Source organism: Arthrobacter sp. Z4-13 (genome assembly GCF_054792705.1).
On record NZ_CP096459.1, the window covers coordinates 1,148,222 to 1,159,683 of the forward strand.

The following is an 11,462-nucleotide window of genomic DNA, read 5'->3' on the forward strand; positions in this document are numbered from 1 at the left end:
TGGAACCTAGCTGAACAGCGCCATGATGCCGATGATGGCGGTGGCCGCCCCCAGCACCATGGAGATGCTCACCAGCACCACGTGAACGGTAAGGAACTTGGTGGCCTTGCCGGCGGCGTCCCGGGCACGGGAGTCCTTCATGACCCGGCGCAGGAACTGCGGCCAGACCACCAGCGACCAGACGCCGGCAATGATCAGGACCAGCGCGGCGAACACGGGCAGCTCCACGAACTAGTGGCTTTCCAGCCAGGCCTGGGCCTGCTTGGCCTGCAGGTTCAGCGCCTTGGCAACCATGGGCTCGGCGGCGTCGGCAATTTTTCCGCCGAGGAACGGAACGGAGGACTTGACGGCACCCTCGAGCTCGACGCGCGTGCCGCCGTCGGCAGCAATCAGCCGCTGCACGGCGGTGACGTCCACGGGGGCGCCGGCCACCTTCAGCGAGATGTTGCTCTGGCGGGAGCCGTCAGCGGCGGGCGCTTCCCAGCTTTCCACCTGCGTCACCTTCAGGTGCTCACCCACAAACTTGCGGGCGAACTCGGGAAGCCGGGTGGTGGGGAGGGTGCGTACGGACGTGGCGCTGAAAGCGCCGGCAACGTCGCCGTCAACGGTGAACGATTCGAGGCTCCCGCCCACCAGCTGGCTGACGTGGCGCTGGAAATCCTCGTTCACCAGGACAGCTGCAACGCTGGGGACGGAGTGCGGAAGGGTGGTCGTTGCGCTCAGGGCCATGGGTCCTCCTGGGACGTGGGGAACGGATTAAGCTCCAAACATCCTACGGGGTCCGGGCTGTCCGCTCCGCATCTGCGATTTTTCCGGCCGCCCCGCTGATATTCCTCGCCATGGCCGGAAAGATCAGGCTGTGGAACGGAAGGACGGCCAGCCAGTACAGCCGCCCGCTCAGGCCTTTGGGGAAGAAGATGGCCCGCTGGCGGTACCGGCTGCCGTTCCCGTCCGGCTCCACGGACAGTTCGAGCCACGCCCGGCCCGGAGCCCGCATCTCCGCGCGGAGCCGCAGCAGTTTTCCGTGCTCGATCCGTTCCACCCGCCACCAGTCCACCACTTCGCCGGCGGCGAGAATACGCGGATGCCTGCGGCCGCGCAGCAGTCCGGCTCCTCCCGTCAGTTTGTCCAGCCAGCCGCGTACCTGCCAGGCCAGGGGCAGGGAGTACCAGCCGTTCCGCCCGCCAATGCCCTCGATGACCGTCCACACGTGGGTGGGATCCACGTCGCTGTGGAAGGTTCTTTCGTCGATGTAGACCTTGTGCCCTGCCCAGCCGGGGTCGCTGGGCAGGGGATCGGCGGCAATCCCGGCGTTGGCCCAGATGGTCTCCACCTGTCCGTCGCGTTCCTTGCCGAGGGCAAGGGCGACGGCGGTGCGGTAGGCGGTGAGGCCGCCGTCGGGCTGCGGGATGTACCGGTCGATGTCGTGCTCATTGGACACGGCGTCGTGCTGGAGGGACTGGACCAGGGGCACGGCCATGGACAGCGGGATGGGCGTGGTCAGGGCAACCCACATGCCGGCCAATTTGGGCGCGGGGACGGGCAGTGCCAGCACCACCCGGTAGGGCAGCCCGGCCTCCGTTGCGTACTCCTTCATCATCCCGGCGTAGGTGAGCACCTGCCGGCAGCCGATGTCGAACGTGCGGTTGATGGGGCCGTCCAGGGAGGCCGCGGACACCAGGTAGTAGAGGACATCCCGCACCGCGATTGCCTCAATGCGGTTCCGGACCCAGCTGGGCGCCGGCATCAGCGGCAGGGTCTCGGAGAGGTGCCGGATCATCTCGAAGGAGGCCGAGCCGGAGCCGATGACCACGCCCGCCTGGAACACGATGGCGTCCACTGGACTGTCCAGGAACACTTTGCCCACGGCTTCCCGGGAGCGCATGTGGGTGGACAGTTCCACGCCCTGAGGGTGAAGCCCGCCCAGGTAGATGATCCGGCCCACACCCACCGCCCCAGCAGCTTCCGCGGCCGCACGCGCCATCGCCTGTTCCTTGGCTTCAAACCCCGCCCCGGCCGCCATCGAGTGCACAAGGTAGTACAAGACGTCGACGCCGGCCAGCGCCGCCCGCAGCGCGTCGCCGTCGTCCAGGCTGCTCTCCACGACGTCCACCCTGTCCCGCCACGGAACACCGGCGATCTTCCCGGGGGAGCGCACCAGGACTTTGACGGTGTGGCCCTCCTCCAAAAGCTTCGGCACCAGCCGGCCGCCTATATAGCCTGTGGCCCCGGTGACCAGGACAGTCTTAGGTGAATGCTTGGTGTTGCTGGTTCCGCTCATGCTGTCTCCTCGTCGTCCTTAAGCTGTTCGGAGCCGCAGCGCGCCTGGACGGCCGTCCTGCTGCCTGAAGCGCATTGCCAGCCTAGCTGCATGCATCCGCCATGTCGTTGCGGAGGGGTAGGCTGGGTTTTACCCGGGATTCGAAGCGAATTTCGGGTTTTCGCGTTGCGCTTTTTCGCTAAATACCCACAGGAGCTTTTGCCATGAGCCTTCCCGGCCCGTCCACTGCCGGCCATTCCAGCGCGGGCCCGTCGCTGGACGGACTGCGCCGCGCGCTCGCCCCTGACCAGACCTTCGCCCGCGTCCGGGCCGAGACTGCCCGTGGCTTCGACGTCCGGGGCCAGGACTACCAGATCAGTGCGCCCGCCGGACTGCGGCCGGTGCTTCTTGCCGAGATGGCGGATGGAATAGCGGCCGCTGCCGGGGCAGGGCACGACGTTGCCGGACCGGGTGTGGTGCTGGCAGTCACCGCTACCGGCCGGGAGGCTGAGGACCTGACGGCCGCGCTGCGTGCCTATCTTCCTGCCGACGCCGTGGCTGAATTTCCCAGCTGGGAAACCCTTCCTCACGAACGGCTCTCCCCGCGCTCGGACACGGTGGGCCGCCGGCTCTCCGTGCTGCGCCGCCTTGCGCACCCGGAAACCTCGACGGCGGGACCGCTCCGAGTGCTGGTGGCGCCCGTCCGCGCCGTGGTTCAGCCCGTGGTGGCTGGCCTGGGCGAGCTGGTTCCGGTCACCCTGAAGGTGGGCCAGGAGATGCCCTTCACGGAGGTGGTGCGGCAGCTGGCAGATGCTGCGTACGCCCGCGTGGATATGGTGACGCACCGCGGTGAGTTCGCTGTCCGCGGCGGCATCATCGACGTTTTTCCGCCCACCGAGGACCACCCCATCCGCGTCGAGTTCTTCGGCGACGAGGTGGACCAGATGCGCTGGTTCGCCGTCGCCGACCAGCGCTCGCTGTCCTCGCCCGGGCTCCACCACCCCACTGAACTGCACGCCCCGCCGTGCCGGGAAATCCTCATCACCCCGTCCGTGATGTCCCGCGCGGCCACCCTGAAGTCCCAGCTTCCCGCTGCGGCGGACATGCTGGAAAAGATCGCCGGCGGCATCGCCGTGGAGGGGATGGAATCCCTGGCGCCGGTGCTGGTGGATGCCATGGTCCCATTTGTGGAGCAACTGCCCGCGGGTTCCATTTCGGTGATCATCGAACCGGAGAAGGTCCGTACCCGCGCCCACGACCTCGCAGCCACCAACGAGGAATTCCTCGAGGCGGCATGGTCCACGGCCTCCGACGGCGGGACCGCACCGCTGGATCTCAGCTCACAGGCAAGCGCTGCGCTCCACTCCGCCAGCTTCCGTTCCCTGACGGAAACGCGAACTTCATCCCTGGAGCACGGCGTTTCGTGGTGGTCCATCACCTCACTGGCGCAGGACGAGGAGCTGCTGCCGGACATCGACGTCCTGAACCTGCATGCGCGGGAACCGCGGGGCTACCAGGGCGACGTAGCGGAAATGATGGAGTTCATCGGGTCCCATGTGCGGGACCAGTGGCGGATCGTTGTGGCCACCGAAGGTCCCGGACCCGCCCAGCGGCTCGCCGAACTGTTCCACGACGCCGACATCCCCTGCGCCCGGGTGGACAGCCTGGACCATGAGCCCCAGGCGGGCATCATCGAGGTGACCACTGCCGCCGTCGGGCGCGGTTTTGTCCTGGACGGACTCAAGCTCGGCCTGCTCACCGAGGCGGACCTGCTGGGCCGCACGTCCGCAGGGTCCACCAAGGACATGCGCCGCATGCCGTCGAAGCGGCGCAATGCCGTGGACCCCCTGCAGCTGGTGGCCGGGGACCACGTGGTCCATGAACAGCACGGCATCGGGCGCTTCGTGGAACTGATCCAGCGCAAGGTGACTGTCGGCGGCTCAAAAAATGCAATTGGCGTGCGCGAGTACCTGGTCCTGGAATATGCGCCGTCCAAGCGCGGCGCCCCCGGTGACCGGCTGTTTGTGCCCACCGACCAACTGGACCAGGTGACCCGTTACGTCGGTGGCGATGCTCCCGTCCTGAGCAAGATGGGCGGCGCCGACTGGGCCAGCACCAAGTCCAAGGCCCGGAAAGCCGTTAAGGAAATCGCCGGCGAGCTGATCCGGCTGTACTCGGCCCGGATGGCCTCGCGCGGACACGCCTTTGGAGCCGATACCCCGTGGCAGCGCGAACTCGAGGAAGCCTTCCCGTACGTGGAGACGCCGGACCAGCTGACCACCATCAACGAGGTCAAAGCGGATATGGAACGCGAGATCCCCATGGACCGGCTGGTCTCCGGCGACGTGGGCTACGGCAAGACGGAGATCGCCGTGCGAGCGGCATTCAAGGCGGTACAGGACGGCAAACAGGTGGCCGTGCTGGTGCCCACTACCCTCCTGGCCCAGCAGCACTACGAAACGTTCACCGAGCGGTTCTCCGGCTTTCCGTTACGCGTGAAGCCGCTGTCCCGCTTCCAGGCCGCCAAGGAGGCGAAGGAGACCGCGGAGGGCGTTAAGAACGGCTCCGTGGACGTGGTGATCGGCACGCACCGGTTGCTGTCCAAGGACTTCGAGTTCAAGGATCTTGGCCTGGTGATTGTGGACGAGGAACAGCGCTTCGGCGTGGAGCACAAGGAAGCGCTGAAGAAGATGCGCACCAACGTGGACGTGCTGGCGATGAGTGCCACGCCGATTCCCCGGACTCTCGAAATGTCCCTCACGGGCATCCGGGAGACGTCCACCCTGGCCACGCCGCCGGAGGAACGCCACCCGGTCCTGACGTACGTCGGCCCCTACACGGACAAGCAGACTTCTGCCGCCATCCGGCGCGAACTGATGCGCGAAGGGCAGGTGTTCCTGGTCCACAACCGGGTATCCACGATTGAAAGGACGGCGGCGAAGATCCGTGAGCTGGTTCCGGAGGCCCGGGTGGAGGTGGCGCACGGCAAAATGTCCGAGAGCCGCCTGGAGCAGATCATTGTGGACTTCTGGGAGCGGCGCTTTGACGTGCTGGTGTGCACCACCATCATCGAGACCGGCCTGGACATCTCGAACGCCAACACCCTGATAGTGGACGGGGCGGACAAGTACGGCTTGTCGCAGCTTCACCAGCTCCGCGGCCGGGTGGGCCGTGGCCGTGAGCGTGCCTACGCCTACTTCCTCTACCCGTCGGAGAAGCCGCTGGGTGAAGTGGCGCTGGAGCGGCTGAAGGCCGTGGCCACGCACAACGAACTCGGCGCCGGCATGCAACTGGCGATGAAGGACCTGGAAATCCGCGGCGCCGGCAACCTGCTGGGCGGCGAACAGTCAGGCCATATCCAGGGGGTCGGATTCGACCTCTACATCCGGCTGGTGGGCGAGGCGGTGGCAGACTTCCGCGGCGAGGCCGAGGAAAAGGCCGCGGAGATGAAGATCGAACTCCCGGTCAATGCCCACCTGCCGCACGACTACGTGCCGGGGGAGCGGCTGCGCCTGGAGGCCTACCGCAAGCTCGCGTCGGCGCTCACCAATGAGGCCATCGACGAGGTCCTGGCCGAACTTGTGGACCGGTACGGCGAGCCGCCGCTGCCGGCCCGGAACCTGGTGTCAGTGGCGCGCTTCCGGGTGGGTGCCCGCGAAGCGGGGCTGTCCGACGTCGCGCTGCAGGGCAACTTCATCAAGTTCTCGCCAGCCGCCCTTCCCGAGTCCAAAGTCATGCGCTTGAACCGGATGTACCCCGGGTCCCAGTCCAAGCCTGCCCTGGATGCCGTGTTGATCCCCAAGCCGAAGACCGCAAAGATCGGTGGCCGGGACCTGCAGGACGCCGAAATCCTGGAATGGGCCAACGGCGTCATCCGGAACATCTTCTCGGACGCACCGCTGGCGGTGGGTTAGCACTTGATGGGAGGACACCACGCCGCGTCGGGAGCCGCGGCGTGGGTAGCTATTGCCTCAACGGGGCCGTACACGCTCGGCTGGTATCCGCTGGATGCCACCGGGATCCTGATCGGCGGGATGGCGACGGCGGGAACTGCCCTGGTGTGCGACTGGGACCACCGGCACAGCACGGTGGCGAATTCCCTGCCGCCCCTGTCCAACGTGATCGCCGTTGGGATCGAGAACGCCAGCGGCGGGCACCGGCAGGGCACACACTCCGTACTCGGGGCGGCATTCTTTGTGCTGCTGGCCACCCTGGCCGGTCAGGTCCAGGTGCAGACGGACTGGGGACTGCTGTCCGTGGGTGCCGGGCTGCTGTGTATGTTTATGATCAACATCGCGGCAAAGGCCCTGAAGCTGTTCCCCAAGGCGGGCTTCGTCAGCAACTGGATCTTCGCACTCACCATGGCCGGGCTGGTCACTTGGTTCGCGCCGGACCAGTGGACCTGGCTCCCCGTTTCGATGCTGACCGGCGTGGTGGTGCACATTGTGGGGGACCTGATCACCACAGGGGGCGTGCCCCTGCTGTGGCCGATCGTCATCCGGCCGCCCAAGCTGCTGCGCAAAGTGCCGCTGCTGCGCCAGGTCTGGCGGCCCAACGGCGCCCTGTCGCTGCCGTTGCTGGGCCGTGCCGGATCGAAACGTGAGTGGCTGCTGCTGATCCCGGTGAGCGCCTACGCGATGGTGGGGCTGTGCGTGGCGGGCTGGTCCATTGCCCAAGGCCAATTAACCAGGGTGGCGGCCGCAGCCGAGGCCTGGACCCGGATCTGGTTTTAAAACGCCCTGGGCACAAAGAGACCCCCTGGAATTCTTTCCAGGGGGTCTCTACTGATTGCGGGTCTCAGTGCTCGCCGGCGGAGTCTGAGCGTCCGAGGATGGTCTGCGGGATCCAGTAAGCCAGGGCAAACAGCACCAGGCAGGCGGCCATCGGCCAGGGATTGCCCAGCGTCAGGAACGACAGCGAGTAGATGGAGCCGAGGAACAGGGCCATGCACACCACGAAGAGAAGAATGCTCGTGCCGAGCTTGTTCTCGTTCTGGGGGGTCCGGACTGACCCTTCGTGGGATGCCGGGTTCTGGTTGGAAGCCGTGATACTGCTGGACATTCGTTCCTCCTTGGCCCGCGGGCCTCAATCTGTGGCGGCTCCGGTTGCTGTCAGTAGGAGGATGAACCCTGTTCACCCCTGACGATGGCAATGCCGGAACTGGCACCAATACGTGTTGCACCTGCAGCAATCATAGCCTGCGCGTCTTCGAGGGAACGCACGCCGCCGGAGGCCTTCACGCCAAGGTCCGGGCCCACTGTCTTCCTCATCAGGGCGATATCCTCCGCGGTGGCACCTCCGCCGTTGAAGCCTGTGGAGGTCTTCACGAAATCGGCCCCGGCTTCCACGGCGGCCTCACAGGCGAGAATCTTCCGGGCGTCGTCGAGCAGTGCGGTTTCAATGATGACTTTAAGGATGGCTCCGCTGGCGTGGACAGCCTCTGCCACCGCGGTGATGTCCTCAACCAGCGCACCCTTGTCCCCCGCCCGGGCGGCGGCGATGTTGATCACCATGTCCACCTCGTCGGCGCCGTCCAGCACCGCGCCGCGGGCTTCGAAGGTCTTGACATCGGTGGGCGTGGCACCGAGCGGGAAGCCCACCACGGAACAGGTCAGGACGCCGGAACCTTTGAGGGCCTTCTTCACTGTCTTGACCCAAACTGGGTTAACGCAGACCGACTTGAAGTGGTATTCCACGGCTTCGGCACAGACCTTGAGGACGTCAGCTTCTCCCGCCTCGGGCTTCAGCAGGGTGTGGTCGATGAAGGATGCGATGTTGCCGGATGCGGTGGCGGCAGTTTGAACGGAAGGGGTGGCTTCGTTGCTCATGATGGTCCTCTCCAGGGCCCGTGGGCCGGGCGCTGTGACGCCCATGACTCGTTTCGGAACCATCTTGCCATAGCCGGAGCGGCCCTATCAGGCAGGCAACCGGGCGCGGCCTACGTCAGGCAGCCGCCGGCAGGGCGGCAGGTGCAGAAGCCGTCAGCAGTTGCGTGGCGCAGGCGCCCGCCGCGGAAGCGGCCGCAACCAGCAGACCCAGCCGGACGCCGTCGAACGCTGCGGCATCACCTATGGCCCAGATGCCCGGAACGGACGTCCGGAAGTCCTCGCTGATGACAATCCCGCCGAAGGCTGCCGTGCGCAGGCCAGCGCTCGCTGCGAGCTGGTCCCGGGACACCCGCTCCTCGGCAAGGACCACCAGGTCGCCGTACATGCTGCTGCCGTCCTCGAAGACCACACCGGAAGCTGCGAAGCCGGACGGTGATGCACCGGGCATCACCGCGGCCGGCCTGGCAGTGGTGCGGATGGGGCGTACACCCCTGGCACGGAGCACTGCTTCCGCCTGGCCTGCCGCGGCCCCGGTGCCCACGAGGATCCCCAGCGGACGCCTGCCGAGTTCCCTCGTGACCTCACTGACGGCCGCGCCAACGCGGGCAGCGTCATCAATGGTGGAGTAGCTCAGGCACCGGCTGGCGCCGTCCACCGGACTGGCCACCGGTGCTGACCCGGTGGCGATGACCAGCTGGTCGTAGTTGAATTCCATTCCGTCCGCCGTCGCGACAGTCCGGTTCTCCGCATCGATGTGGCTGGCTGGCTGGCCGAAGCGGACGGAGACCTGGGGGAGCAGCGCAAGCTCCAGGAGCTCCTCCGGCGTATCGTCCCGGTTGCTCAGTACGGTGATTGTGCCGGTGAACCGGGCACGGTCGAGTTGGCTGACGAGAGCCTGGGCAGCAGGGCCGGCCCCTGCGATGACAATGCGGATGGCGGGTGCGGTGGTGGAGGGTGCCGGAGCGGACATGTGCTGGCCCTTTCGCTGGCGGCCGGAAACCGGCCGGAACTTCATGATGGAACCCAGCGTAGGCCCGCGCTTTTTCCGGGGTGTTTCCCCGCAATTGCCGTTTAACGGGCCGGTGTTCGCCAGTATTTACCAGTCGGTAACAGAACCCGTGACGTGGCTCTCATTCCGCCGCGCGTAGACACATTCAGCACCCGTCAACCGCAGCTAGACCCGTATGCGGTAGCCCCGTTTCACCACGGTCTCCACCAGCTGTCCGTCAGGCAACGAGGAACGCAGCCGGCTGACGGTCATGTCCAGGGCGTGCACCGATCCGCGGAGTTCCAGCAGTTCTGACAGGGATTCGCGTGACAGGACCGCACCGCCGGCCCCCAGCAGGGCGCGCAGCAGCAACAGCGGAGCCGGCGCCAGTTCGACGGGCTGGCCGTCAATGCGCAGGCTGCGTCCCCGCAGTTCAATGTTGCCGGACCGGGTGTCGAGCCGCCGGACGTGGTTCAGGGCGAGGTGCTCACACACCAGCCTGATAAGCGCACCCATCCGGAACCGTTCTGGAACCAGGGGTGTGACGCCGGCATCGAGCAGGGGCTGTGCCGTGACGGGGCCCACCACCGCGGTGGTGACGTTGGTCTTCAGGCTTTCAATCAGCTGTTTGTAGACACCCATCTCATGGGCGGTGCTCCACATGGCGTCGACGGCAGGCGCGCTGGTGAACGTCAGGACGTCCAGGTTTCCACTGCACGCTGCCTCGATGAGGCGGGGAAGCCTGTCCGCGCCATCGGGCTTCACCCAGCGGTACGGCGTAACGGTCAGGACCGTGGCGCCGGACATGCGCAGGCGCTCCAGCTGCCGGACATCGGTGTAGCCGTGCAGCTGCACGGCCACTGTCTTGCCGCGGACGCCCTCGGTGAGCAGCATGTCCACCAGCGTCGCGGTGGTTTCGTCGCTGCTGATTCCGACGTCGGCAAGCCCGGCAGCACGCACGGCACCGCGGGCTTTGGGGCCCCGGACGAACATGCGGCAGGCACCGAGGGTTTCCAGCAGCTCGTCGCCGATTCCGAAGGAGTCCGCGGCTTCACACCAGCGGCGCATGCCATAGGCAGTGGTGGCGATGCAGAGGTCCGGCTTGGCCGCGATGATGGCCCGGGTGTCCTCGATGAGGCGCATGTCCTCCTGCACGGGGGCGATTTTCAGCGCGGGCGCGTGCAGCACTTCCGCTCCACGGCGTTCCAGGGCCTCGATCAGGTCCTGGGACCGCCGGTGCGAGGTGACACCGATGCGGAAACCCTCCAGTGGGGCTTCAGTGGGGTCGGGCGCTTCTTCAGCCTGCGGAGTTTCGGCCGGTGCAAGTGCAGTCATGGAGGTCAATCCTTTCACGAGCCCAGCAGCGAGGCCGCCAGCCTGTCCAGGTCGGCGGCGGCCTCAGCATGCCCGCGGTTGGCTTCAGCCACCCGAACCACCTCGCCGATAACAAGTACGGCCGGGTTGCTGCAGCCGGCAGCGGCGGACGTTATGGTGCCCAGGTCAGCGATGGTGGTGCGTTGGCCCGGACGGTAGCCGCGTTCCACAACGGCCATGGGCATGTCGGCGCGCATTCCGGCCCTGCGAAGTCCGGCGGCGAGCTGGTGGAGGGTACCGATGCCCATCAGGACTACGATGGTCCCGCCAAGGCCTGCCAGGTGGTGGTGCTCTTTTTCGGTCAGCGGCGCGTGCCCGGAGACCACAGTGAACATGTGGCTGACTTCGCGGTGAGTGACCGGGATTCCGGCAGCGGCGGGGACGGAGACGGCGCTGGTGACGCCGGAGATGACCCGCACGGGCACCCCGGCTGCCACGCAGGACGCCACTTCTTCGCCGCCGCGGCCAAACACATACGGATCGCCGCCCTTGAGCCGGACCACGTTGTTGCCTGCGAGGGCACTTTCCACCATCAGCTTTTCAATGTCGCCCTGGCTGACCTTGTGGTGCCCGGGCTTCTTGCCCACGTCCACCAGTTCGGCGGAGGTCAGGGACGCCAGCTCCTGGCACGGGGCCAGCCGGTCATAAAAGACGACGTCGGCGTCGCGGAGGGCCTTGACGGCGCCGACGGTGAGCAGCTCGGTTGTTCCGGGGCCGCCACCCACGAGAGTGACGTGGCCAACGGGTCCGGCCGCCGGTTCGGCGGCGACCGGAATCCCGGTTTCCCGGCACCTGCCCAGCAGGTGCTCCCAGCCGGGCTGGCCGTCGTCGACCGCAGCAACCAGGAAGGGACGTTCGGGCAGCGGGCCGTCGTGGCCGGCACCGTGGGGTGTGCTGAGGCGGGAGACGACGGCGCCGGCGGCTTCGTAGCGGCGGACCGCCTGGCGCGCGGCGTGGTCCGAACCGGTGACCAGGACCTCGCGGCCTGTGAGATCGATGCTGAGCTGCATGC

The 11,462-nt window shown here is 66.9% G+C and carries 10 protein-coding genes; 2 read left to right on the forward strand and 8 right to left on the reverse strand.

Features of this window, described 5'->3' with window-relative positions; all coding sequences use genetic code 11:
• Positions 1-6: 6 nt before the first annotated feature.
• The 3 genes from M1E07_RS07160 to M1E07_RS07170 are packed head-to-tail and all read right to left on the reverse strand — an operon-like array spanning position 7 to position 2,281.
• The gene (locus tag M1E07_RS07160) at positions 7-228 is read right to left on the reverse strand and encodes an SCO4848 family membrane protein (protein WP_461189558.1); all 222 of its coding nucleotides are present in this window, start codon (positions 226-228) and stop codon (positions 7-9) included.
• A 3-nt stretch (positions 229-231) separates the two neighbouring features.
• Complete coding sequence (locus M1E07_RS07165; protein ID WP_461189559.1) at positions 232-729, reverse strand: DUF2505 domain-containing protein; 498 nt, start codon at positions 727-729, stop codon at positions 232-234.
• 43 nt (positions 730-772) lie between these two features.
• The gene (locus M1E07_RS07170) at positions 773-2,281 is read right to left on the reverse strand and encodes an SDR family oxidoreductase (RefSeq protein ID WP_461189560.1); all 1,509 of its coding nucleotides are present in this window, start codon (positions 2,279-2,281) and stop codon (positions 773-775) included.
• A gap of 203 nt (positions 2,282-2,484) precedes the next feature.
• Here M1E07_RS07170 and mfd point away from each other — a divergent pair, with 203 nt between their 5' ends.
• Positions 2,485-6,174, forward strand: coding sequence for a transcription-repair coupling factor (gene mfd / locus M1E07_RS07175; RefSeq protein WP_461189561.1), 3,690 nt, complete (start codon positions 2,485-2,487; stop codon positions 6,172-6,174).
• A 6-nt stretch (positions 6,175-6,180) separates the two neighbouring features.
• On the forward strand, positions 6,181-6,993 hold the full coding sequence (locus tag M1E07_RS07180; protein ID WP_461189562.1) for a metal-dependent hydrolase: 813 nt from the start codon (positions 6,181-6,183) through the stop codon (positions 6,991-6,993).
• 64 nt (positions 6,994-7,057) lie between these two features.
• Here the strand turns inward: M1E07_RS07180 and M1E07_RS07185 are convergent, their stop codons facing one another.
• The 5 genes from M1E07_RS07185 to cobA form a co-directional block, all read right to left on the reverse strand.
• Entirely contained in the window at positions 7,058-7,321 is a 264-nt protein-coding gene (locus M1E07_RS07185; protein WP_461189563.1) for a hypothetical protein, read from the reverse strand.
• Between the two features lie 50 nt (positions 7,322-7,371).
• Complete coding sequence (deoC, locus tag M1E07_RS07190) at positions 7,372-8,088, reverse strand: deoxyribose-phosphate aldolase (protein WP_461189564.1); 717 nt, start codon at positions 8,086-8,088, stop codon at positions 7,372-7,374.
• A gap of 115 nt (positions 8,089-8,203) precedes the next feature.
• Entirely contained in the window at positions 8,204-9,058 is an 855-nt protein-coding gene (locus tag M1E07_RS07195; protein WP_461190348.1) for an FAD-dependent oxidoreductase, read from the reverse strand.
• A gap of 204 nt (positions 9,059-9,262) precedes the next feature.
• Entirely contained in the window at positions 9,263-10,411 is a 1,149-nt protein-coding gene (locus M1E07_RS07200; RefSeq protein WP_461189565.1) for a uroporphyrinogen-III synthase, read from the reverse strand.
• A gap of 14 nt (positions 10,412-10,425) precedes the next feature.
• Positions 10,426-11,460 (reverse strand): uroporphyrinogen-III C-methyltransferase, encoded by a 1,035-nt coding sequence (gene cobA / locus M1E07_RS07205; protein WP_461189566.1) that lies wholly within the window; start codon positions 11,458-11,460, stop codon positions 10,426-10,428.
• Between the last annotated feature and the right edge of the window lie 2 nt (positions 11,461-11,462).